At 40.1% G+C, this 21,100-nt stretch carries 33 protein-coding genes and 2 pseudogenes; 27 read left to right on the forward strand and 8 right to left on the reverse strand.

Annotated features, from left to right (window positions below):
• The 3 genes from FZC76_RS22985 to FZC76_RS22995 all read left to right on the forward strand — a co-directional run.
• Window positions 1–267: hypothetical protein (locus tag FZC76_RS22985; protein ID WP_187442022.1), on the forward strand; the 267-nt coding region annotated here is incomplete at its 5' end.
• A gap of 117 nt (window positions 268–384) precedes the next feature.
• The gene (locus tag FZC76_RS22990) at window positions 385–552 is read left to right on the forward strand and encodes a hypothetical protein (RefSeq protein WP_187442023.1); all 168 of its coding nucleotides are present in this window, start codon (window positions 385–387) and stop codon (window positions 550–552) included.
• Window positions 553–583: 31 nt separating this feature from the next.
• Window positions 584–760: a hypothetical protein gene (locus FZC76_RS22995; protein ID WP_187442024.1), complete on the forward strand. Its 177-nt coding sequence runs from the start codon at window positions 584–586 to the stop codon at window positions 758–760.
• A gap of 149 nt (window positions 761–909) precedes the next feature.
• On the opposite strand, the gene FZC76_RS09870 is transcribed toward FZC76_RS22995, so the two are convergent.
• The gene (locus tag FZC76_RS09870) at window positions 910–1,122 is read right to left on the reverse strand and encodes a helix-turn-helix domain-containing protein (RefSeq protein ID WP_262372529.1); all 213 of its coding nucleotides are present in this window, start codon (window positions 1,120–1,122) and stop codon (window positions 910–912) included.
• Window positions 1,123–1,242: 120 nt separating this feature from the next.
• Between FZC76_RS09870 and FZC76_RS09875 the strand changes: the two genes are divergently transcribed.
• From FZC76_RS09875 to FZC76_RS09905, 7 genes are all read left to right on the forward strand, one after another.
• Window positions 1,243–2,232, forward strand: coding sequence for a tyrosine-type recombinase/integrase (locus FZC76_RS09875; protein WP_148988042.1), 990 nt, complete (start codon window positions 1,243–1,245; stop codon window positions 2,230–2,232).
• Between the two features lie 40 nt (window positions 2,233–2,272).
• On the forward strand, window positions 2,273–4,930 hold the full coding sequence (locus tag FZC76_RS09880; RefSeq protein WP_148988043.1) for a prophage endopeptidase tail family protein: 2,658 nt from the start codon (window positions 2,273–2,275) through the stop codon (window positions 4,928–4,930).
• 12 nt (window positions 4,931–4,942) lie between these two features.
• Window positions 4,943–5,242: a hypothetical protein gene (locus tag FZC76_RS09885; RefSeq protein ID WP_148988044.1), complete on the forward strand. Its 300-nt coding sequence runs from the start codon at window positions 4,943–4,945 to the stop codon at window positions 5,240–5,242.
• Window positions 5,243–5,267: 25 nt separating this feature from the next.
• On the forward strand, window positions 5,268–5,378 hold the full coding sequence (locus FZC76_RS09890) for an XkdX family protein (RefSeq protein ID WP_262372562.1): 111 nt from the start codon (window positions 5,268–5,270) through the stop codon (window positions 5,376–5,378).
• A gap of 4 nt (window positions 5,379–5,382) precedes the next feature.
• The gene (locus FZC76_RS09895; RefSeq protein WP_148988046.1) at window positions 5,383–5,790 is read left to right on the forward strand and encodes a phage holin family protein; all 408 of its coding nucleotides are present in this window, start codon (window positions 5,383–5,385) and stop codon (window positions 5,788–5,790) included.
• Entirely contained in the window at window positions 5,765–6,460 is a 696-nt protein-coding gene (locus FZC76_RS09900) for an N-acetylmuramoyl-L-alanine amidase (RefSeq protein ID WP_148988047.1), read from the forward strand. Before FZC76_RS09895 ends, FZC76_RS09900 begins: the two co-directional genes overlap by 26 nt.
• A gap of 79 nt (window positions 6,461–6,539) precedes the next feature.
• Window positions 6,540–6,734 carry a YqaE/Pmp3 family membrane protein gene (locus FZC76_RS09905; protein WP_148988048.1) on the forward strand — a complete coding sequence of 65 codons (195 nt, stop codon included), beginning with the start codon at window positions 6,540–6,542 and terminating at the stop codon, window positions 6,732–6,734.
• A 39-nt stretch (window positions 6,735–6,773) separates the two neighbouring features.
• On the opposite strand, the gene FZC76_RS09910 is transcribed toward FZC76_RS09905, so the two are convergent.
• The 6 genes from FZC76_RS09910 to FZC76_RS09930 all read right to left on the reverse strand — a co-directional run bounded on the left by FZC76_RS09910 (window position 6,774) and on the right by FZC76_RS09930 (window position 9,714).
• Window positions 6,774–7,361: a replication-relaxation family protein gene (locus FZC76_RS09910; RefSeq protein ID WP_187442025.1), complete on the reverse strand. Its 588-nt coding sequence runs from the start codon at window positions 7,359–7,361 to the stop codon at window positions 6,774–6,776.
• Window positions 7,345–8,598: an FtsK/SpoIIIE domain-containing protein gene (locus FZC76_RS09915; RefSeq protein WP_148988050.1), complete on the reverse strand. Its 1,254-nt coding sequence runs from the start codon at window positions 8,596–8,598 to the stop codon at window positions 7,345–7,347. Before FZC76_RS09915 ends, FZC76_RS09910 begins: the two co-directional genes overlap by 17 nt.
• 128 nt (window positions 8,599–8,726) lie before the next feature.
• Entirely contained in the window at window positions 8,727–8,888 is a 162-nt protein-coding gene (locus FZC76_RS23000; protein ID WP_187442026.1) for a hypothetical protein, read from the reverse strand.
• Between the two features lie 127 nt (window positions 8,889–9,015).
• Window positions 9,016–9,300, reverse strand: a complete 285-nt coding sequence (locus FZC76_RS09920; RefSeq protein ID WP_148988051.1) for a hypothetical protein — start codon at window positions 9,298–9,300, stop codon at window positions 9,016–9,018.
• Complete coding sequence (locus FZC76_RS09925; protein ID WP_148988052.1) at window positions 9,297–9,506, reverse strand: hypothetical protein; 210 nt, start codon at window positions 9,504–9,506, stop codon at window positions 9,297–9,299. The genes FZC76_RS09920 and FZC76_RS09925 overlap by 4 nt, the downstream gene beginning before the upstream one ends.
• A complete protein-coding gene (locus FZC76_RS09930) occupies window positions 9,457–9,714 on the reverse strand; it encodes a hypothetical protein (protein WP_148988053.1) in 258 nt (85 codons plus the stop codon). The genes FZC76_RS09925 and FZC76_RS09930 overlap by 50 nt, the downstream gene beginning before the upstream one ends.
• Window positions 9,715–9,950: 236 nt before the next feature.
• Here FZC76_RS09930 and FZC76_RS09935 point away from each other — a divergent pair, with 236 nt between their 5' ends.
• The 16 genes and pseudogenes from FZC76_RS09935 to FZC76_RS10010 all read left to right on the forward strand — a co-directional run bounded on the left by FZC76_RS09935 (window position 9,951) and on the right by FZC76_RS10010 (window position 19,346).
• Window positions 9,951–10,154, forward strand: coding sequence for a helix-turn-helix transcriptional regulator (locus FZC76_RS09935; protein ID WP_262372530.1), 204 nt, complete (start codon window positions 9,951–9,953; stop codon window positions 10,152–10,154).
• A 184-nt stretch (window positions 10,155–10,338) separates the two neighbouring features.
• Window positions 10,339–10,800: pseudogene (locus tag FZC76_RS09940) on the forward strand (ATPase, T2SS/T4P/T4SS family); the annotation flags it as partial.
• Window positions 10,784–11,821 carry a competence type IV pilus assembly protein ComGB gene (comGB, locus tag FZC76_RS09945; RefSeq protein WP_148988054.1) on the forward strand — a complete coding sequence of 346 codons (1,038 nt, stop codon included), beginning with the start codon at window positions 10,784–10,786 and terminating at the stop codon, window positions 11,819–11,821. The pseudogene FZC76_RS09940 and the gene comGB, both read left to right, overlap by 17 nt.
• A complete protein-coding gene (comGC, locus tag FZC76_RS09950) occupies window positions 11,822–12,163 on the forward strand; it encodes a competence type IV pilus major pilin ComGC (RefSeq protein ID WP_316246603.1) in 342 nt (113 codons plus the stop codon).
• The gene (gene comGD / locus FZC76_RS09955) at window positions 12,126–12,608 is read left to right on the forward strand and encodes a competence type IV pilus minor pilin ComGD (protein ID WP_262372563.1); all 483 of its coding nucleotides are present in this window, start codon (window positions 12,126–12,128) and stop codon (window positions 12,606–12,608) included. The genes comGC and comGD overlap by 38 nt, the downstream gene beginning before the upstream one ends.
• Window positions 12,592–12,927, forward strand: a complete 336-nt coding sequence (locus FZC76_RS09960; RefSeq protein WP_187442027.1) for a type II secretion system protein — start codon at window positions 12,592–12,594, stop codon at window positions 12,925–12,927. Before comGD ends, FZC76_RS09960 begins: the two co-directional genes overlap by 17 nt.
• A complete protein-coding gene (comGF, locus tag FZC76_RS09965) occupies window positions 12,911–13,357 on the forward strand; it encodes a competence type IV pilus minor pilin ComGF (RefSeq protein WP_148988457.1) in 447 nt (148 codons plus the stop codon). Before FZC76_RS09960 ends, comGF begins: the two co-directional genes overlap by 17 nt.
• 49 nt (window positions 13,358–13,406) lie before the next feature.
• The gene (gene comGG / locus FZC76_RS09970) at window positions 13,407–13,727 is read left to right on the forward strand and encodes a competence type IV pilus minor pilin ComGG (protein ID WP_148988057.1); all 321 of its coding nucleotides are present in this window, start codon (window positions 13,407–13,409) and stop codon (window positions 13,725–13,727) included.
• Window positions 13,728–13,801: 74 nt separating this feature from the next.
• Window positions 13,802–14,029 carry a YuzF family protein gene (locus FZC76_RS09975; protein ID WP_262372531.1) on the forward strand — a complete coding sequence of 76 codons (228 nt, stop codon included), beginning with the start codon at window positions 13,802–13,804 and terminating at the stop codon, window positions 14,027–14,029.
• Window positions 14,030–14,124: 95 nt separating this feature from the next.
• The gene (locus FZC76_RS09980) at window positions 14,125–14,640 is read left to right on the forward strand and encodes a shikimate kinase (protein ID WP_148988058.1); all 516 of its coding nucleotides are present in this window, start codon (window positions 14,125–14,127) and stop codon (window positions 14,638–14,640) included.
• A 34-nt stretch (window positions 14,641–14,674) separates the two neighbouring features.
• Complete coding sequence (locus tag FZC76_RS09985; RefSeq protein ID WP_082380817.1) at window positions 14,675–14,854, forward strand: YqzE family protein; 180 nt, start codon at window positions 14,675–14,677, stop codon at window positions 14,852–14,854.
• Between the two features lie 346 nt (window positions 14,855–15,200).
• On the forward strand, window positions 15,201–15,467 hold the full coding sequence (locus tag FZC76_RS09990) for a phosphocarrier protein HPr (protein WP_010194663.1): 267 nt from the start codon (window positions 15,201–15,203) through the stop codon (window positions 15,465–15,467).
• The gene (ptsP, locus tag FZC76_RS09995; protein ID WP_148988059.1) at window positions 15,467–17,185 is read left to right on the forward strand and encodes a phosphoenolpyruvate--protein phosphotransferase; all 1,719 of its coding nucleotides are present in this window, start codon (window positions 15,467–15,469) and stop codon (window positions 17,183–17,185) included. The genes FZC76_RS09990 and ptsP overlap by 1 nt, the downstream gene beginning before the upstream one ends.
• 51 nt (window positions 17,186–17,236) lie before the next feature.
• Entirely contained in the window at window positions 17,237–17,422 is a 186-nt protein-coding gene (locus FZC76_RS10000) for a hypothetical protein (RefSeq protein ID WP_148988060.1), read from the forward strand.
• A gap of 71 nt (window positions 17,423–17,493) precedes the next feature.
• Window positions 17,494–18,720, forward strand: coding sequence for an aminopeptidase (locus tag FZC76_RS10005; RefSeq protein WP_262372532.1), 1,227 nt, complete (start codon window positions 17,494–17,496; stop codon window positions 18,718–18,720).
• A gap of 182 nt (window positions 18,721–18,902) precedes the next feature.
• Window positions 18,903–19,346, forward strand: coding sequence for a hypothetical protein (locus tag FZC76_RS10010; RefSeq protein ID WP_148988062.1), 444 nt, complete (start codon window positions 18,903–18,905; stop codon window positions 19,344–19,346).
• A gap of 18 nt (window positions 19,347–19,364) precedes the next feature.
• Here FZC76_RS10010 and FZC76_RS10015 read toward each other — a convergent pair whose 3' ends face one another.
• Complete coding sequence (locus FZC76_RS10015) at window positions 19,365–20,549, reverse strand: oxalate decarboxylase family bicupin (RefSeq protein WP_148988063.1); 1,185 nt, start codon at window positions 20,547–20,549, stop codon at window positions 19,365–19,367.
• Between the two features lie 86 nt (window positions 20,550–20,635).
• Here FZC76_RS10015 and FZC76_RS23445 point away from each other — a divergent pair.
• Window positions 20,636–21,079, forward strand: a pseudogene (locus FZC76_RS23445) (GNAT family N-acetyltransferase); the annotation flags it as partial.
• Between the last annotated feature and the right edge of the window lie 21 nt (window positions 21,080–21,100).

Consider the following 21,100-nt stretch of genomic DNA (forward strand, 5'->3'; position numbering starts at 1 on the left):
TGGCAAACTGCCTTTACTTCGTCAAAATTGGAATACCTGATTAGTAAAGCTATTGAAAAAGGCATCAAAATCACAACACGAACAGAAGCCATGAAGCATTTCGGTAACGTGTATGAGTTAGGCGATCCGGAAGGCGGCACTATTTATCGTGAAGGATGGTTTCTTGACCAACCTTACATTGTTGTAAATAAGTTTGGTAAGGTAATCGCTACTGACAATACAGATAAGCAAATCGCTACGCATTTAAAAGATTACTTTAACTACTAATGAACTTTTGGAAACTACTGCGTATTAATGTGTATTAATAAACATTTATATACATTAGTGTAAACAACCAAGCACTCCCTGCATAAACTTCTAACATAACCAAGAAAGGGAGTGCTGTTGGTGGAAGAAATAAAACTGTTAAAGTCACTTGATTTGGATGTTTGTGAGTTAGTGAATATTTTAATAGAGCATTACGAAGGTAAAAATGATTGCTCCGAGACAACCGAAGATGAAAGGTTGCTAATCAAAAAGAAGCTAAAAGTATTGTATTATGGATGCCAATAGTTGACAATTACTCTTAAGGGGTGATGTCGATTTGGCGAAGGAGCGAGTTAATATTACAGTTGATAAAGATAAGTTGGACGAATTTTATCGACTGGCAACAAAGAAAGGTATCAAGTTTTCCACATGGGTTAATGCGAAATTGGATGAATTTTTGGAAGAAGAGCAAATGATCGAAGAATACCGTATGAAGAAGCGCTCAGAAAAATGAGTGCTTTTTTCTTGCACAAAATTACTGCACAGTTTTATTTACAGTTGTATAAAGGTGGTTAGAAATCCTTATATATCAACACTTTTGTCAACTTGGGACTAGTGGATACTACTGTGCAATAAATCAAATCAAAAAGAAAGCCACCTAGATTAATCTCTAAGTGGCTTTTTGAATTCCAAAATTTCGTGTAGATCACAATCTAATTCGGTGCAGATTAAGTTTAAATTTTCAACCGGCAATGATCTTGATGTATTCAAGCACATCTCACTAATGGTTGGCTGCCTGATACCGGTTCTTCTTGACAACTCACGTTGAGAAATCCCTTTTTCTTTCAGTAATTCATCCAGTTTAATGATGATCATAATATCCCTCCTTTTAAAGTGATACGAATATAGTAGCAATTTCCTATTGATTCGTAAATAGTATCATAGTAGTATATGTATATAACGACTACGATATTCGTATCAAAAGGAGGAAATTTAATGAACACTGCTGGAGAAATGCTCATATCACAAGTTGCTTCTTATATTTCGGAACAGGTCCCTATTCATGTTGATAAAACCAAAAACGAATTATCTACTATTCTTACAAACTATCACGTCACAAAAGTGGAAAATGATGAAATCCACCCAGACCTCACAGAGAAGATCCAACTGTTCTTATCCACTAAGAAGCTTGAAGGACTAGCTTCCAGTACCTTAACCGGCTATGCTTTAGAGTTACGCATATTTGCAGAGAAAGTGAAGAAACGTGCAGAGAATATTTCTTCTGCAGACATACGGGTGTTCCTTGGCGGATACAGTCACTTAAAGATGAGCACTGTGGGGAAAAAGCTAACTACACTTAAAAGCTTCTTCAGTTGGTTAGCCGGAGAAGAAATTATCCAAAGAGATCCCACAGCCAAACTAAAGACCCCTAAAGTCGAAAAGCGTATGTCAAAAGCACTGACCATTTCTGAATTGGAACGGATGAGAATAGCCTGTAAAACAGTTAGGCAAAGAGCGTTTCTGGAAATACTGTATGCGACCGGCTGCCGTCTTGCAGAAATCCACTCTTTGAACAAAGCGGATATTAATTTACAGTCCATGAGCTCAAGAGTTGTGGGTAAGGGGAACAAAGAAAGAGAAGTATATTTGTCTGATCGTGCGCTAATCCATTTGGACATGTACCTGAAAAGTAGAGATGATGAATGTGAAGCGTTAATGGTAACAGAACGCAGGCCATATCGGAGACTTTCCAAACGAGGCATACAGTGTGAAATTAAGAAGATTGCGAATGCTGCCGGACTTAAAAAGAAGGTAAGCCCACACGTCATGCGTCACACCTTTGCAACCCTTACTTTAAATAATGGTGCTGAGATAGCAGCTGTGCAGGAACTCTTAGGCCATAGCTCTCCAGAAACAACGATTAGATACGCACAGATAACAGAAGAGCGAAAAAGACAACAGCATAAGAGATTTTTAGTGCAATAGAGCCTTTGAGGCTCTTTTTTTATTGGAAGGATGTGATTATATGTTACCGATTACGTTAAATGATACAACTGAAAATTTAATTAACATCAAAGGTTTAAACAGAAAAAGAAAAGTTAATGGTGAAAAAACCATAAAGTTTTCAGTTATCCCTAATGAATATAATGAACATGCTTTTGTTTTAGTAGAACCAGAAGCAATCTTTAAGTTTAAAGGCGAAGAATATGTAATTAAATCAGTAAACGAACGAAATTATGGTCTTTCTACAATCAAGCATGTGGATGCCGTCCACAAGTTTTTTGATGACCTTATTAATATACAGCAGCATGATTTGCATAATGGATCCATGACATTTGACGCAGCATTAACCTTCGTATTTGAAGATACAGGATATTCATTCATAGTCCTAGACTCCTTTCTTGCTCAACCCTTTGAAAACTTCGGAAGAGATAACCGTTTAGCATTATTTGAAACAGTTTTACAGCGTTATGGAGCAGAATTTTACATTACGGGGAACACAGTATATTTGAAGCGCGAAATCGGTGTTAAAACGGATTTTCAATACCGTTATGGTATGAACATTAAATCTATAGATAAACAGATCAGCACGAAGAATATAAATAGTTGGATAAGAGGTTATGGGGGTAAGCCTGATGACGATGGAAACTATCCAATCGAAGAAGTGTATATATCACCTAATTATGACAATATCGGGGATAAAGAAGCGAAAGCATATTACAACGAAAACATCACAACTGTGGATGGCATGCAAAGCAAGTTGCAACAATTGCTGGTAGACGAACCTCAGCTCAGTTTAAAGGTGGATATTGTCCAAATACCTGGTTACACCCACAACATAGCTAATGAAGGTGACTACGGTTACATCATCTATGAACCTATGAAAGATTTAATAATCGAGGCTCGCGTGGTCGAATTAGATGAACTTTTTAAAGAGGTTGACGGTGAATGGGTGGTTGATAAAACCAATGTTACGTTAGCTAATCCTAGAAGAAAAACAACTGACCGCATCACACGTCTTGAGCAAACGTCTAAAAGCTATCAGGACTTATTAGACGGTATTGGTACCCTTCCTATTAGCGTGTTAGATCAGGCGGTTAGAAGGGCAACAGAAATGCTTCTAGGCTCTGCTACGGAACTAGAGTACACAGAGAATGGCTTAGTGGCCAGGTCGAAAATAAACCCTGACCATCTTGTGTTAGTATCTTCAGCCGGTGTAGGTGTCAGTGTGGATAATGGTCAGACATTCCGAGAAGCCATTACAGGTGAAGGTATCGTGGCAGATCTCATTGTAGTAGGTACGATGCTCTTTGACCGTATTAAGGGCGGTACGTTGACCTTGGGCGGTCCTGATAATGGTAACGGTAGAATGCTAGTGTTGAATGAAAACGGAGAAGTAAATGCCGATGTGGACGGAAATAACGCAGCCTATGAAAATCTATACGCATCGAAGTTTGAATCCCCTACTGTGGTGAATTATAGTGCAAAAAACTTTACTTTTTATGTGTCAGACAAGAAATTAACACAATATACAGGAGCAATTGATCCGAATGATGACAATGATGGGACAAGTTGGTCGGAGCCACTGGCAACAATAAACGAGGCATTAAGAAGAATACCTCTATACTACGATGGCTCCGCGAAAATATGGTTGAACTCCGGCGGCACTCATTATGGAGATGTCGTATTAAGGGGCTTTGTAGGTAGAGGTAGAATTGAAATTGATGGTCAAAATCGAACAGGGACGAAAATTGTTGGAAACATTTCAGCAGGAAGCAACCTACTTAATTTAGATTTTCACGATTTCACGATTAATGGTCGGTCAGGTAGTTACGCAGTTGTTTCTTCTTATCAAAATAGTTATGCTAATTTCCACAAAATCAACCTTCATGGCAATAGCTCAGATAGAGGATTTGACTTTTTGCAAAGTGGTTACGGTCAAGTGTCAGAATGTGATGTGCAAAGTGTAAGTCAAGGTATTCTAGGACGTTACGGAGCTACGGTATGGGCTAGGGATAATACAGGTGTATGTACAAGTCAAGGAATATATGCTTATGGCGGATATGTAGTAGGGCATGGAACGGCTCCCGAAGGAAATACTGTGAACCAATCTGAAAATGCAGGAGGTAAGATTTTTGCAACATTCGACTATCCTTATACAGAACCACCACCACCTCCGCCAGAACCGGAAACTACGAGCACATGGAACAGCACCGGAACTTATAAAGGAGACTCTTGGCGTGATAATTTTGGGGGTCAATGGTTTACAGACGGATATGGTGAGGATGCAGTAGTACAAGGTTATTACGGTGGGTTTGGTATTTACAGAGGTCTATGGTTCTTTGGTTCATCACCTTCTACGGCAGTAACAGGAAAGACAATAAAATCCATGCGGTTATATGCTCACCGAAAAAATAGTGGTGGGAGTGGTGGCTCTGTGACTTGTTATTTCAAGCCGCATACCTACACCGGCCGGCCCGGGAGCGTTCCATCTTTTCAATCACCTAGTACGCAGGCGGCATTTAAGTGGAATGAAGCCAAGTGGATTACCATTCCATCTAGTTTTTATGCAGGGTTCGAGAGTGGCAGTTATAAAGGTATAGGGATTTATATCAACTCTACAAGCGAAGCAAACTACGCCAAGTTCTTTGTAGACGCAAAATTAGAAATCACTTACGAGTAAGGAGGTGATGAGTTGAAGTTAGTTTTGTACAATAACGAAAATAAGGTTTTAGATGTCTACAAGAATATAAGTAAAGTAGAAGCAGGGACAGATGAAGTTACTTGGAATGATGGAGCTGTAAAAGGGATTAAGGCAAATTTTATCGTTCTGCCGGATGAGGTTGAAATAGGCGAGACAATAGACCAGAGCATAATCGATTTGGATGAAAAAACGAAGTTACAAAAGAAGAATCTCATTCAAGAGAATGAAGAGTTGAAAGGCCGCGTAAAAAGCCTGGAAGAAACAGTTTTAACGCTAATGGATTGGGTGTGAGGTTATGTACGATTTCCTTTTAAGGATGTGGAAGGAAAAAAGGGTAGATGAAGAACGGTTGCAGAGTTACGTTGTCAAAGGTTTTATCACGCAAGAAGAATATGATCAAATAACCGCAACACCTCAGGAGGTATAAAAGGATGTGGATTAATATAGAGAACTTACAAGTGGTACAAGCGTATTTGTTCGGGGGAGTAAAGTTTCTGGATTTTCTAGCTTTGTTAATGTTAATCGATATCGTGACGGGTATTTTTAAGGCCATCAAACAAAAACGATTACGCAGCAGGAATGCACTATTTGGATACGCCAGAAAGATGCTGGTGTTTGGGGTTATAATCGTAGCAAACGTACTTGACAATATACTGGGGTTAAATGGGGCGGTGGCATATGCTACGGTTCTTTTTTATATTGCCAATGAAGGGTTGAGCATTCTGGAGAATCTTGCACAGATTGGAGTAAAAGTTCCTACGGTGATTACGGATAAATTGCATGTCATTAATAAAGACGAGGAGGAAAAGAAAAATGGCGAAGAAAAAAATATACTTTGATTTAGGTCATGGCGGTACAGATCCAGGCGCTATCGGGAATGGTTTGCATGAGAAAGATGTTGTCTTAGCAATTGGTAGATACATTGATTCACTAATGGGTGAATACGAAAATGTAGAACACAAGTTTAGCAGATTATCAGATAAGTCCTTAACACTCTCCCAACGCACTGACGAAGCGAACAAATGGGGAGCTGATGTTTTGGTATCCGTCCACATCAATGCTGGTGGTGGTAAAGGATTTGAATCCTTTATCTACAACGGTAATTATTACGGTGTGGATGAAGCTGCTAACGTATCTTTGCAAAATGTTGTACACAAACGTATCATGAACAGATGCCAGTTCTTCGCAGATCGTGGAAAAAAGCGTGCTAACTTCCATATGGTAAGAGAATCTAAAATGCTGGCCGTATTAACCGAATGTGGGTTTATTGACAACAGTGGAGATGCAGCGAACTTAAAGAAACAAACGCACCTTAAAACCATTGCAGCAGGTCATGTGGAGGGTGTAGCTGAATTTCTTGGATTAAAGAAGAAGGTGGTAGCCAAACCTAAACCGTCTGGAAAACTATATAAGGTGCAAGTTGGTGCTTATGCCGACAAAACAAATGCGGAAAAGATGGCTGATCGTTTAAAGAAAGATGGATATTCGACATATATTGTTGAAGAATAAGATAAAATACCAATTCTAGGAAGGTATTCCGGTCATAGGTATAGAAATAAGCATAATACCTATTCAAGGAGTGATTCTTATGATGTATTTATTAGCGATTTTGTTACCACCAGTGGCAGTTTTATTTGCCGGGAAACCTTTTCAAGCATTGATCAACCTTTTGTTGACTCTATGCTTATGGATTCCAGGAGCAATTCATGCTATTTTGGTGGTTAATGAGAAAAAAGCTGATAAACGTATGAAGAAGCAAGTTAAAATGATGAAAGAAGCATAAAAAAAGAGCCTCCGAATGTGGGGGCTTTTTTGTTTTTAACTAATAAATATCTCTCTTTGTCAATACCTCCATATCCAACCCCTTCCCCAACTGCAGCAACTTCTCTTTTCTGCTCTCTATATCCGTATAAAAGATAATCTTTGGTCGATGAAACGATTTAGTGAAATTCGGCAAAATTTGATGATACAGTCGAATCTTGTCTTCATTTGTTTTCATCTTGGCGGTGCGATCTACCTCCAAGAAGTGCCACTGTCCGTTTATCGTAAATCTGGCATCCGGTCTAACCGACTTTACCTTCTTGAACATAATTCCATTTTGAATCTCTGTTACCTCCACATCAATATGACGTTCTACTTCCCAATCATCCGGCTGGTTGTAATAGATGAAAATGTCATTTCTCATAATTGCATGTGGAACTTGCAAGGTGAATTTCGGTTCCTTCTTATTACTCCGTATAACCTTCCTCCCTAAAGAATTAAGCCAATAGATATTCTCTTCCATCCTCTTGACGTGTAAATATTCTTTCATGTTGTGCAGGACCCTTGAAGCATTACGCTTGCTAGAGAGTCCATGAAGCTCCTGTAATTGACTTCGTGTAGCAAACTCCATTTTATCTAAACTTAACAAGATCTGTTCCTCTCGTATCATTTTCTTCTGCATATTCGACAACATCATCTGGATTCACATCCAGTACTTTTGCAATCTCATATTTCATGAGCCTTTCCCTCATTTCTTCATCCGATATATAAGGAGCTTGAAACTCCCTTAATTCATGCGTTTTGAATAATCCCCTACCAGGTTTTCCGCTTGGTAATTCTTCGGCCCCGTAATCGTCTATCGCCACCGCTGAAGCATATCCGGTAGGGAGACGGAAGCTCACCTTCGCATCAGCATTCTGTTTTATTTGACGGGGTAATGTGTCGGCGGTAGGATACTGTGTTCCGTATATGAGCCGATATCCTAAAGCTCCGCCTATACGGGCCACTTCGCTTAACATGGACTGACAAGCACCTAGTAATTGTTTCTGTTGTTTAGGCATCCACCCTTCTGGAGCGAGTTGTGCAGCTTCATCCACTAAAATGAAGGTCCGCTTTTTAAGTGGGGAGTCCACAATGTTACTCCAGTAGTTCCGCTTAAAATACTCTTCTAGTTTTCGCATGTTTTCTATGACAATGGTCAAAACTTTGTAAGCTTCCTCGGGGTTTGATGCTACATATTGTACTTGCATTAATCCTTTGTAAGGGTTGAACTCCAACCCTCCCTTTAAGTCGATGATGATAAACTCTACTTCTTTAGGGTGGTTCTCAATTAAATAGGTCATGCTGGACTTCATGAATACGGTTTTCCCGTAACGAGTGGTCCCGGCCACAGTTTGATGCGGAATCTTCTCGAAATCGTGCCATATTGTTTCCTTGTAATTCTGACCAATGGGAACCTTCCACCCCTTTGTTTCAGGAATGTCTTTTAACTCCACCCTCTCCGGTGTATGGCGGTCAAACACGTCTATGTGAACCTTACCTATTACTTTGTCATATTCCACGTCCACAGGCTTATTTAAGCCCTCCACAAATATATGCGCCTCTTTTACCTTATCCAATATTTTTGAGCTGCTACCAAGTGGCATGGAGTAGGTGTACCTGGTTCCAACCTGTTCTTCCCCGTCCTTAATGATTTCCTTCTTGTGGAATCGAGGATACGTCCACTTCGTCACCTCATGACCATCTTTCACCACTTTATCCTTAATACCGATGCCAACATTTTTGAATATCTTCTCCACTTTCTTTTTATCGGACATCTTTCCAAACTTCGGGCCAAGTATTCCAATTGCTCCGACCGCAGCCGGAATGAGTAAAATTTCTATCATGAGCACCTATCCTTCTTTACATTGACTACCTCATATTTATCATTAGACGAAGCAAACCAACCCCCTAATAAAAAGAACCAAGTGTACGCAATCATTTTTAATAAGAATACTTCCATACATTGAACCTCCTAATAATCAACTGGATATAATTTTTGAATTTGATTCATGATGTCCCCCGCCAAACTTTTTAATTCATCACCACGAACATCTGCAACTTCCGATAACTCTAATAGTAAGTCGTAAGACAACTTCAAGTTATAAGCAATGTTCCTAAGCTCTTCTGAAAGCAAGCCAGCACCTCCAAATGATATTTTATAAAATATCAACAAAAAACAGATAAAAAAGTAGAATAATCCCAAACTAAACGAACGTACCGAACAAGTGTAGACAATTTAATAGAGAGAGAAGGGAACATTCTTATCGAATGAACCCAAATAGTGGATTCTTTAGCACAAGGAGAAGAAACAGCCCCAGCCAAAATAGGACAGATAATGTAGCAACTACTTTGGACGAGTCTACGTTATAACCAAGCTTTTCTGCCAGCGCTAATCCGATGGTCACAACGGCGATCCCTCCGAAAAACATGAGTCCACCATCGAGCATGGATTCAAAACCAGAGAACACTTGAATGCTGCCGATTTTGTATGTGCCAGCCATGAAATCGTGATAAGGTACGGTTTTAACGTTATTCCACCACATCATCTAACCCTCCGACCGATTTTAGATTTCCAGATGATATCAGCTATTTCATCACGACATTCTTCTTCGCCATCTAATAGAAATTGACCGTTCTTAAAAGTGATAAAATCACCTGCCTCTGTATTGTAAAATTGAGAACCATCCGTTTCCTCTATCCACTCACCGATAACGTTCAACGATTTTCTGTTCAATGGATTGATATGACTCAATCTCAAGCACCCCCACATTTTGATGGTTGTAGATGTGTTGCAAGATACACTCATATTCCTCCTTCTTCTGTGCACCCTCACACAGTTCATTCAGATATTCAGATCCATGCAAAAACGGTGTAGTGGTTAAACGATCATACTCATACTTGCGGTGTTTCTTCTCTCTGGATCCTCTGGCACCTGCAAATATACTACCGATTAGTGACAACAGTTAGCACCTTCTTTAACTGTTCCGGCATTTGACCAGCTGCTACTTTCTTCTGACCTTCTTTAGATAGATAAATCTTGAAGTTTTTCATATGCGAACCTTCCTTTCATCGTGGTATGGTATATACTTATGGGCACTTCTTGTCCTTGTTTCCATTTATTTTCTTAAAAATTACTAATTATTTTCATAAAGGATTGTCTTGATCTGATGTAGAAATGTAATACCAGGTGATGAATATGTTGAAGAGTAATATTGGGGCCTTAATTGAAGAGGTTGGATTTACAGATGATCATATAGCTAAGAAGCTAAATGTTTCGAAACGTAGCATTTATAATTGGAGAAAGGGTATCAGTTACCCTAACTTTGAAAAGGCTCATGAATTGGCACGATTACTGAATTGCAACGTAGATGATCTAGCAGAGTATGTGGAGGGCAGCTGACAACAGCTGCTTATTTTAATGCACAAAAAAGCCAACGTGTTTGACCACGTTGACCACTTTTTTGACCACGTAATTAAAATAAAATGAAATTAATTAAAACTAAAACTTCAACATGTCGAGTGATGAAATCCTTAAAAACAGGGGGTTTTCATTAAATGAAACAAAATAAAATGAAATGAAAACATTGATATATAATCCGGATATTATTATGGTAGGGGAAATTAGGGATGAGGAAACGGCCAAGATTGCGATAAGGGCATCGTTGACAGGCCATTTAGTTTTAAGCACCTTGCATACGAGAGATGCAAAGGGAGCGGTTCATCGTCTGTTGGAGTTTGGAGTCACCCAACAGGAGCTTGAACAAACATTAATAGCAATTTCGGCACAAAGATTAGTGGAGTTGAAATGTCCTTATTGCCAAAGGGAATGTACTACTTTTTGCAAAAAATATAGAGTACACAGGTTAGCAAGTGTATATGAACTCTTGTATGGGCGGGAATTGTCAAAGGTGATGGAGGAATGCAAAGGAACAAAAGTGCAACTATGCTATCCAACCTTGAAAGAAGTAATTAAAAAAGGGATAGCATTAGGTTTTATTCACCAGAGGGAATATGAAAGATGGGTAACTGATGGAAAAAACAAATAAGGGGTGGTCATTGAAAGTTCAGGAGGATTTCTTAAAAAGGATGGGGGAGCTATATTCTAATGGGTATTCTTTGTTAGAGGCTTTAGAGTTGATGAGTATTCACTTTGAAGCCGATAAAAAACGTAATTTACTAGAAGCAATACAGGAATTGCAAAAAGGATACAGCATTCATCGGGTATTAGAAGGACTTCGATTCCATCAGGATATATTGTCCTTATTGTTCTTCTCCCAGAAACATGGTAACCTAGGTCAGGCATTTAGGACAGGGGGAAATTTGCTTGAGCGGAAAAGGCAGTATCGTGAAAAAACCATGTCTATTCTCAAGTATCCGATACTACTTATTTTTCTCGTGTTAATCATGTTCATTTTTGTTCAATTGATTCTACTGCCTCAGTTTCATCTGCTTTTTTCTCAAATGAATATCTCCTTAAGTCCAGTCATCTCCCTATTTTTCAATCTTGTAGTCCGTATTCCAATCCTTGTATCAATTATCGTGTTCTGTTTTCTTGCAACCTATCTTTTTTTCAAGGTTTATGAAAAAAGAATATCACCTTCCAAGAGGGTAAGCATGTTAATGCGAATTCCCATAGTAAATACCTTCCTCTCCCTTCATTATTCACATTATTTCACACAACAGCTCAGCACCTTGCTATTAAGCGGGTTGACCATTAATGAAGCCATCACTGTTTTTGAGCAGCAACGCTATCACCCTTTTTTCCATGTGAAAGCAAAAGAATTTCGGTACAGGCTGGTAGAAGGTGAAAAATTAGAAAAGTTAGTGGAAAGTGAGAAAGTGTTTGTTCACGGGCTTTCCATCGTAATTGTTCACGGACAAAAGAACGGTAAATTAGGTTTAGAGCTCGAACAATACAGCAAGCTTTTACTAGTAAAGATGCAGGAGTTTAGTGAAAAGTTGTTAGGAAGAATACAACCTATTTTATTCCTTGGCGTAGGCGGGTTTGTTTTTGTTTTATATCTTTGTATTTTCATTCCAATGTTTCAATTATTAGGAGGGTTATAAATGGGGAAATATCTGATGAATGATCGCGGGTTCACGTTGGTAGAAATGCTTTTGGTCATGCTAGTCATCACTGTGTTGTTGCTAATTATGATTCCAAACGTCACAAAGAATACAAGTGTGATCGGCGATAAGGGTTGCGAGGCACTTCTAAGCATGGTGGAAGCACAGATGCAAGCCTATCGTTTGGATACTGGAAGTAATGTAACAACAATAGACGACCTGAATACTTCGGATTACCTAGCTGATCGTTTTGATGAGACAACGGCAACATTGAATTGTCCGAACGGAAGTGTCATTACAATTGATGATAATAAGGCGATCGCAAGTAGTGCAGGACAGTAACTATAAGTCTAATGGAGGCTACACACTCCTCGAGTCATTACTTGTCATGACTATCATTTCTGTCATTCTTTCCGTGACAGTGCTTACATTAAATTCTACACAGGAAAGCTATGTAGGCGAGCATTTTAACGAACAATTAAGCAATGATCTCTTGTTCGCCCAACAATATGCACTAAGCTCAAAGAACAGTGTTTATATCGTCTTTACGCCAAACGAGAACTATTATCGAATTTGGCAGGGAACCTTTCAAATAAATGAACTTGTGGTGAGGAAGTATCATTCTTCCATAAGAATTGACACACGAACGATGGGGCAGAGGGTTACCTATCTCGGCAACGGCAGTATCAACAAATCAGGGGCATTTGCAATATATGTGGATGAAAAAGAACACTATCAATATGTCTTTACGCTTGGAAAGGGCCGCTTTTATGTGGAAAAATCATAGAGGATTCACCTTGCTAGAGGTATTGGCAACGCTTGTCATTTGGATGGTGATCGCATCTGTACTACTTCCCGGTCTTGTAAAAATGAATCAAGAACGAAAAGGATTTGTTTTAGAGCAACAGGCACGATTTATTTTGACGCTTGAACTGGAAAGCATACGTTCAGAAAAAGGGGTGTTTCAGGAAAAGACCTTTAATAAAGATGGCAATTTCTACATCGTTACATTAAAGGAAGAAACCATTCCTCCGACATTATGTGTCTCGTATAGTGATTATAAGCTATTGGTGAAAGAAAGGTGTCTATATGTCCGTTATCCGTAAAGACGGTGGATTTACCCTCTTGGAAGTACTAATTTGCTTTTCCGTCATCATGATTCTAACGTCATTATTTCCTATTTTGATTAAAAATTTGGATACCTTGACTGAAAAGAAGCAAGGTATCCATCCATTTGAGCTAGAGGTTTTTATTCAACAGGCAACGCGAGAAGTAAGGACAGCCAAAAAAACTTCAGTCGAAGCAGGAGATTTTGTCATCATCAACCAAGGAGGACAAAGGGTGACATATGAATTCTTTCAACAAAAAATAAGAAGAAGAGTAGATGGTACGGGGCACGAATTACTCCTTCACCAAGTTAAAAATGTTGATTTTGCGGAGCGTGCAAATGGAGCAATTTTCATCTTGGAAGGAAGTGATAATGCTACCTATGAATTCAGAGTTAGTGCTATACCAATCAAATGGCATCCAGAGTAAGAGGGAAGCAGGGTATATTTTTCCCGTCACGTTATTTATGAGTATTTTTTTGTCTGCTTTCTTACTGCATCAAATTGAGAGTTACCGGCTTGAGAAATTATTTTATCACGAAACCAATCAGCAGTTGGAATTAGAGGCTATGATGAAATACACATGGGATACGATTCAAGCTGAGTCATTGTTGGTAGGCAGCAATCCCGCTCCGATTTATATTTTTCCGACGGGGGAAGCTTCCGTCACCTCAAAAGATGTGGATGAGATAAAGGAAATAATGATTATTTGCTCCACAACGGAAGGAAGGGAGTACAAGGCGACCATAATCTATGATATGGGTATTCATGAAGTTATTGCTTGGTATGAAACCAATTAAATTTAGTCCTTTTTCTTCACCATCTCACTGACCTAATCATATAAATGTACAGTGATAAAGGAGGTTTTCGCCTAATGCATCAAGCGGACAATGATATGCCCATTCAATATATGGTGGTAGAGCCATATGTGTACCATACTTTAAAGAGCATCATCGGGACCGAAGTGGTAATTGAGACAACACGTGGTTCCATTAGAGGCAATTTGAAAGACGTAAAGCCGGATCATATAGTACTAATGGCAGGAGACTCCAGCTTTTTCATTCGGACTGCTGAAATAATTTGGATCATGCCAGATAATTAAAAAGAGTGATGAAAAAGTGCTTGCCGTTTCCAGCAAGTGCTTTTTCTCCTATAATGGTGATATGGTTCAAGCAGTTAGGAAAGAGAGGAATCGGCATGCAAAACGTTTATCTTACAGGTTTTATGGGGGTAGGGAAAACCACTATTGGGCAGGCAGTAGCGCAAAAACTCGACGTCTCTGTTATAGATACGGACTTCATGGTTGAAAGTAGCACAAACATGCTAATAAAGGACATTTTTGAAAAGTATGGAGAGAATTATTTCCGTGACCTAGAGACAAAAATTTTAACAGTGCTTCCTTCCAAGGATGTAATTGTCACCACTGGAGGAGGAATTGTAACGAGGCAAGAAAACATGGAATGGATGAAAGAAAATGGGTGTGTAATTTTTCTTTACGCAGATCCAGAAGTAATTTGGAATCGGTTAGAAAATGATACAACAAGACCTCTCATTCAACAAAGAAAAAAGGAAGAGGTTCTGGGGTTATTTGGCAATCGTCTCCTGTTCTACAAACAAGCCCATATTACATTGGATACAACAGACCTTTCTTTGGATGAAGCGGTTGAGGCTGTACATAAAGCGATTAAAACATGGAATAACCGTCAACACTAAAGGCAAAAGTATTTCCTTTTGGTGGTGAATGATATTGAAGACAAATGATTATGTAAAGTACGTGACACAACAATTGGTTACCTACATGGATCAACCGAAAGAAGTAAAACGAGAGCAAAGGCAAATTAGAAAGCAGGAGCGTTCTCCAATCGCTTTCCAACTGTTTGGCGTCATTCCATATGCCATTATGATGATATTCAAAAAGAAGAAGTAAGGCAAAAGTATTGCCAAACTTTTGTTTTTTATGCTACAATCTCATCGGACAGTTAAGAAGCGTTCAACTAAATGTTCATGCAAATGCTTTCAACATAGATAAGATCTTTACGTGTTACTGATACGATCAGGCATGAGTGAAGAGGTTTTGATCCATACTAAGGGGACGAGTGTACCCTTTTATAGAGACAATCCCCTCGCTCATGCCTTTTTCTATACTCTTTCCTACATATTCACCGCGGTTACTGGTGAAAGCTACAGGGTATAGGATTAGAGGGAACAAGGTTCTTTTAGTTGAATAGTTTCTTAAAGAAAAAATACACATATCTCAAAGGAGTTTGATTACAATGGCAGAAAAAACTTTTAAAGTAACAGCAGATTCAGGAATTCACGCACGTCCGGCAACTCAATTAGTACAAACTGCAGGTAAATTTGATGCGGATGTAAACCTTGAGTACAACGGTAAATCTGTAAACTTGAAATCCATCATGGGTGTAATGTCTCTAGGAATTCCTCAAGGAGCGGAAATCAAGATTGTTGCAGAAGGTTCTGATGAGAGCGAGGCAATTTCTGCGATTGAAGAAACTTTGAAATCAGAAGGGTTAGGGGAATAATGTCAAACACGATTCAAGGTATACCTGCTTCTAGCGGGATTGCCATTGCGAAAGCATATCGTCTTGAAAACCCGGAGCTTTCTGTGGACAAAAAGACGATCGACAATGCCCAAGCGGAAGTGGAAAGATTTGAAAAAGCAGTAGAAATCTCCAAAACTGAATTGGAAAAAATCAAGGAGCACGCAAACAAGGAACTTGGAGCAGACAAGGCGGAAATCTTCTCTGCACACCTTCTTGTATTAAGTGACCCAGAACTTTTAAATCCAATTAAAGATAAAATTAAAAACGACAGTGTAAATGCTGAGTATGCTTTGGATGAAACAGCAGGCATGTTCATCAACATGTTTGAACAAATGGACAATGAGTACATGAAAGAGCGTGCAGCGGATATCCGCGACGTGACAAAACGTGTTCTTGCCCACCTACTGGGTGTAGCGGTGTCCAATCCTGCCCTTATTTCTGAAGAAGTTGTTATCATTGCGGAAGACTTGACTCCTTCTGACACTGCTCAACTGAACCGTCAATTTGTAAAAGCATTTACGACTGATATTGGTGGACGAACGTCTCACTCTGCGATTATGGCTCGTTCTATGGAAATTCCGGCAGTAGTTGGAACAAAGAACGTCATGGAAACTATCCAAAATGACACAATGGTCATTATTGATGGTTTGGACGGTGTGGTAATCGTCGATCCGACAGAAGAAGAAATTGCTTCTTACAAAGAAAAGCAACAGAAACATGAAGAGCAGAAAAAAGAGTGGGCTAAGCTTGTTAATGAGAAGAGTCTTTCTTCTGATGGACAAGAAGTCGAACTTGCTGCAAACATTGGTACTCCTAAAGATGTGAAGGGTGTTCTATCCAATGGCGGAGAAGGAGTCGGTCTTTACCGTACAGAATTCCTTTACATGGGTAGAACCGAACTTCCGACAGAGGACGAGCAGTACAAAGCCTATAAAGAGGTTCTTGAAAGCATGGAAGGCAAACCGGTTGTTGTCCGCACATTGGACATCGGCGGCGATAAGGAACTTCCTTACCTGAACCTTCCAAAAGAAATGAACCCATTCCTAGGCTTCCGCGCAATTCGCCTTTGCTTAGAGGAACAAGACATTTTCCGTACACAGCTTCGTGCATTACTGCGTGCTAGTTCTTACGGAAACCTGAAAATCATGTTCCCGATGATTGCAACATTGGACGAGTTCCGCCAAGCAAAAGCCATTCTTTTAGAAGAGAAGGAAGAGCTTGTGAAGAACGGTACCACTGTAAACGAGAATATCGAGATCGGTATTATGGTAGAAATTCCATCAACAGCGGTCATGGCCGATATTTTTGCGAAGGAAGTAGACTTCTTCAGCATCGGAACAAACGACTTGATTCAATACACAATGGCGGCGGACCGTATGAACGAGCAGGTTTCCTACTTGTATCAACCATACAACCCTGCAATTCTGCGCCTAGTGGATAATGTCATTCAAGCTGCACACAAAAATGGCAAATGGGCCGGCATGTGTGGAGAAATGGCTGGCGACCCAATCGCGATTCCAATCCTTCTTGGGCTTGGACTGGACGAGTTCAGCATGAGCGCGACATCCATCCTGCCTGCAAGGAGCCAATTGCGTGGCATCTCTAAAGAGGAAGCTGCTTCCTACCGTGAAGAGATCCTTGGCATGAGCACAGCAGAAGAAGTGGTGGAATTTGTAAAAGAGAAGTTTAATGTGTAAGCATGGAATAGAGCGAGACCAACTTTCCTTTTAGGGGGAGTTGGTCTTTTTTTGATGGGTGGGTTAAGGGTGGTTGGTTTAAAAGTTACAATGACGGCTCAAAAAGTCACAATGAGCGTCAGAAAAGTCACAATGACCCATGAAAAAGTCACAATCAGCCTAAAAATAGTTACAATAACCCTTTCAAAAGTTACAATCCTAGTCGAGCCAGTGAAGTTTCCACATGAAAATATTTAAAATCTCCCTAAACCTACAATATCGCATCCTATGATACAATATTCTCATCAACCAAAAGGAGGAAATACATAGTGATACAAGATAAATTGACCAAATACGCTGAACTTGCGTTAAAAGTTGGGATTAACCTGCAAGAGAATCAACCTCTAGTCATCAATGCCCCAATATCAGCCGCACCATTTGTCAGAGAAGTTGCAAAAATCGCATACAAGCTTGGTGCCAAATACGTACATACTGAATGGAACGACGAACAACTAACTAAGATTACATATGAAACGGCTTCGACCGACTCCCTCCAAACTGTTCGCGAGTGGAAAGTGAAAGGAATGGAGGAAATGGCAGAAGAAGGTGCGGCATTTATGTCGATCGTTGCTTCCAACCCGGATCTTCTGAAAGACGTAGACCCTGAGCGCGTTTCCATTTCTAATAAAGCGCAGGCAAAAGCCATGCAAAACTACCGAAAATACATCCAAACAGCTAAAGTCAGCTGGGCGATAGTTTCCGTCCCTTCACAAGAGTGGGCAGCTAAGTTATATCCTGATAAATCTCCTGAAGACCAGGTTGCAAGCCTGTGGGAAAACATTTTCCAAGTAACACGTGTTAATGAAAACGACCCTGTAGAAGCTTGGAATAAGCACATCAAAACCTTACAAGAAAAGTTACAAGTACTAAACACGAAAAAATACAAAAAGCTTCATTACAAAGCACCAGGAACGGACCTATCTATCGAACTTCCAAACGAACAGGTTTGGCTTGGAGGCGGAATGAACAATGACCAAGGTACTTATTTTGTTCCGAACCTTCCAACAGAAGAGGTGTTTACAGCACCTGTGAAAACAGGAGTGAACGGAGTGGTAGCTTCCACGAAACCGTTAAATCTGAATGGTAACCTTGTTGATAACTTCAGCCTTACGTTCAAGGAAGGTAAAGTGGTGGAGTTTTCAGCTGAGCAAGGATATGAAGTTTTGAAAAAGCTTTTAGAAACGGATGAAGGAGCTCTTCATTTAGGAGAAGTTGCACTTGTACCACACAGCTCACCAGTTTCCAAACAAGAAGTCATCTTCTATAATACACTGTTTGACGAAAATGCCTCTTGTCACTTGGCTCTAGGGTCTGCCTACCCAATCAATATTGAGGGTGGCGCAAAAATGAGCAAAGAAGAGTTAGAAGAAAAGGGAATCAACACCAGCATGATCCACGTGGACTTTATGATTGGTTCAGGGGAGCTGAACATAGAAGGAGAAACGGAAGATGGAGTTAAAGAAGCAATTATGACAGATGGTGAATGGGCCATCTAAACAAAGAGCAGGAGAATTTCTTTTCAAAAAGAAATTCTCCTGCTTTTTTCTTTCTTTAAAATTAAAAGAAAGATTTTCTAAAACTGGTAAGGAGTATTCTATTTGATGTTAAAGAGGGAAGGTTTTAGACTAACTGAAATAGAACTATTAGAAAGGCTAGTTTTATTGGGGGGGATGAGTAGTTGAAAAAGAAATTGATACTTTGTCTCCTTTTCACATTCTTTGCTTCTAATAATGTATATGCCATGGACTGGGCTTATACATTTGTGGTTTATAAAGGCGGAGTGTATGAGGTGACTGAAGAACGACTCACTAATGGAGCAATCGGTAATGAGATTGGTGAGGTGAAAAGAAAGGCTGATGAGTACTCTGGCAACTATTATGGAGATGCATCTAACCATTTTGATAGAGGCACAAAGTATTATGAAATTGAGGGAGTTGCTCCGGATACAGCCATAGCAATTGAAGAACGTAGTGGGGAGTGGGTAAAAGCTGTCTACCTCCATGAAGCTCCTTTTTATTGGACCGATCTTCTGCCATATATTTTGCTAGGGATTGTGGCTTTTGTTCTTTTTATAGTTTATTCCTTGAGGTATGCAAGTAAAAGAGAGACCCGTCAGCATTAACCGGGCTCTCGATCAGTCTTAGTTTTTCTTTGGCTTATACGTATAGGGTGGAAACTTCACTACAGGTTCTTTTCCTTTTCGTATGTTTTTTGTAAAGGCGGAACGGACATTGATATTACTGTCCACCAGCTGTCTTGGCGTCAGTGCCATCCACTGGGCCAGGGACACGTCTTCAAATCGATCGCTTTTGAACATTTCGAGAAACCAGACCGTTTCGTCACCTGTGTTTTGGATGTAATGTCCAGTGGCAAATGGGACGTAGCCGACATCGCCTGCCATATAGTCAAAGGTTCTGGCTGTTCCGTCTCCAAGAAAGACGGTCATGCGGGCTTTGCCGGTAAGATAGTATTGCCACTCATCATTGTTTGGATGCCAATGGAGTTCCCGCATTCCTCCAGGCTTTACTTCGACGAGGGCAGCTGCGACGGTTTTGGATATTTTGAAAACGGTGGAGTCGACAATGCGGACCGATCCTCCAGAAAATTCAAGTGGTGGCTGTTTAAGCATTTCATATTTGAATGGAAGTGGAACCTTTCCATTAGGAGATGAGACAGTCTGCGTTTCAAGAGGTCCGGGCACCTCGCTTTGATAGATGTATAGTTGTCCCTTTGGCCGGTCGTCAAATGTACTCTCAGGTACTCCGAAGTTGGCAGATAATACTTCCTTTGGTGTATGGGCAAACCAGTCGGAAATGGAAAGGGTGCTTAGGTCGGAAAAATCGCCAGAGTCAAAAACTAACAGGAATTCACAATGCTCCAATCCTTGAATGGAATGGGGGATGCCTGGTGGGAAATACCACAAGTCACCAGGGCCGACATCGGCAATGAAGTTCCTGCCATCTTGATCTACTGCTGTAATGCGGGCCCTGCCAAGAATCATATAGGACCATTCTGCTTCTTTGTGCCAATGGAGCTCTCTAACACCACCGGCAGTCAGACTCATATTAACACCAGCCAAAGTGGTGGCGATAGGAAGCTCTCTGACCGTAATTTCTCTGGACCATCCACCATGTTTTAAAATCATAGAAGTATCGGAGAAAGAGAAACGCAGATTTGGAACGATACCGGCATCCGTTTTTGGTGGAACGAGCAGATCAGGATTCTGTAAATCTCTCAGTACATTTCGGGGTCCAAGGTCCAATGCTCCTGCCCCATCGCTTCTGATTGGTTGAGGGATTCGTTTGTCTATTGTATTATCAGTCATCTAGATCACCCTTAATTAAAAAATAGTGGGGAAATACACACTATTCTATTAGTATGAAGAAAACTAAAAAATAGAAGAGGGACAAGATTATGAAAATCACACTACGGCAAATTACAGCTAAAAATTGGAAAAAGGCAATTCAATTAAAAGTTTCAGAGGACCAACAGAACTTCGTAGCATCCAACCTCTATTCCCTTGCACAAGTTCAATTCTTACCGGATTTTAAAGCAATGGGAGTTTATGAGGAAGAGGAGATGGTCGGTTTTGCGATGTATGGAATTGATCAGGATGACGGTAATTACTGGATCTACCGACTGATGATTGACGAAAAATCACAAGGAAACGGATTTGGTAGAGCAGCGCTAGATGAGGTATTAAAAGACATTAGAAATATTAATTCCACTGCTATTCCGTATGTCGTGCTTGGCTTTGAACCGACAAACTACGTAGCGAAAAAGATGTATAAGGACGCTGGTTTTGTGGAAACGGAAATGGCTTCGTGGGGGGAGCAGCTTGCTAGGCTGGAGCTTAAGTCATCAGGAAGGAGCCTA

This window comes from Sutcliffiella horikoshii, from assembly GCF_008180725.1.
Classification (GTDB): domain Bacteria; phylum Bacillota; class Bacilli; order Bacillales; family Bacillaceae_I; genus Sutcliffiella_A; species Sutcliffiella_A horikoshii_B.

Excerpts from the sequence above, each read along its gene's own strand:
- FZC76_RS09870 (WP_262372529.1), bottom strand. The coding sequence starts at position 1,122 with ATGATCATCATTAAACTGGATGAATTACTGAAAGAAAAAGGGATTTCT.
- FZC76_RS09875 (WP_148988042.1), top strand. The coding sequence starts at position 1,243 with ATGAACACTGCTGGAGAAATGCTCATATCACAAGTTGCTTCTTATATT.
- FZC76_RS09880 (WP_148988043.1), top strand. The coding sequence starts at position 2,273 with ATGTTACCGATTACGTTAAATGATACAACTGAAAATTTAATTAACATC.
- FZC76_RS09890 (WP_262372562.1), top strand. The coding sequence starts at position 5,268 with ATGTGGAAGGAAAAAAGGGTAGATGAAGAACGGTTGCAGAGTTACGTT.
- FZC76_RS09895 (WP_148988046.1), top strand. The coding sequence starts at position 5,383 with ATGTGGATTAATATAGAGAACTTACAAGTGGTACAAGCGTATTTGTTC.
- FZC76_RS09900 (WP_148988047.1), top strand. The coding sequence starts at position 5,765 with ATGGCGAAGAAAAAAATATACTTTGATTTAGGTCATGGCGGTACAGAT.
- FZC76_RS09905 (WP_148988048.1), top strand. The coding sequence starts at position 6,540 with ATGATGTATTTATTAGCGATTTTGTTACCACCAGTGGCAGTTTTATTT.
- FZC76_RS09915 (WP_148988050.1), bottom strand. The coding sequence starts at position 8,598 with ATGATAGAAATTTTACTCATTCCGGCTGCGGTCGGAGCAATTGGAATA.
- FZC76_RS09920 (WP_148988051.1), bottom strand. The coding sequence starts at position 9,300 with ATGATGTGGTGGAATAACGTTAAAACCGTACCTTATCACGATTTCATG.
- FZC76_RS09935 (WP_262372530.1), top strand. The coding sequence starts at position 9,951 with ATGTTGAAGAGTAATATTGGGGCCTTAATTGAAGAGGTTGGATTTACA.
- comGB (WP_148988054.1), top strand. The coding sequence starts at position 10,784 with ATGGAAAAAACAAATAAGGGGTGGTCATTGAAAGTTCAGGAGGATTTC.
- comGC (WP_316246603.1), top strand. The coding sequence starts at position 11,822 with ATGGGGAAATATCTGATGAATGATCGCGGGTTCACGTTGGTAGAAATG.
- comGD (WP_262372563.1), top strand. The coding sequence starts at position 12,126 with ATGATAATAAGGCGATCGCAAGTAGTGCAGGACAGTAACTATAAGTCT.
- FZC76_RS09960 (WP_187442027.1), top strand. The coding sequence starts at position 12,592 with ATGTGGAAAAATCATAGAGGATTCACCTTGCTAGAGGTATTGGCAACG.
- comGF (WP_148988457.1), top strand. The coding sequence starts at position 12,911 with ATGTCCGTTATCCGTAAAGACGGTGGATTTACCCTCTTGGAAGTACTA.
- FZC76_RS09975 (WP_262372531.1), top strand. The coding sequence starts at position 13,802 with ATGCATCAAGCGGACAATGATATGCCCATTCAATATATGGTGGTAGAG.
- FZC76_RS09980 (WP_148988058.1), top strand. The coding sequence starts at position 14,125 with ATGCAAAACGTTTATCTTACAGGTTTTATGGGGGTAGGGAAAACCACT.
- FZC76_RS09990 (WP_010194663.1), top strand. The coding sequence starts at position 15,201 with ATGGCAGAAAAAACTTTTAAAGTAACAGCAGATTCAGGAATTCACGCA.
- ptsP (WP_148988059.1), top strand. The coding sequence starts at position 15,467 with ATGTCAAACACGATTCAAGGTATACCTGCTTCTAGCGGGATTGCCATT.
- FZC76_RS10015 (WP_148988063.1), bottom strand. The coding sequence starts at position 20,549 with ATGACTGATAATACAATAGACAAACGAATCCCTCAACCAATCAGAAGC.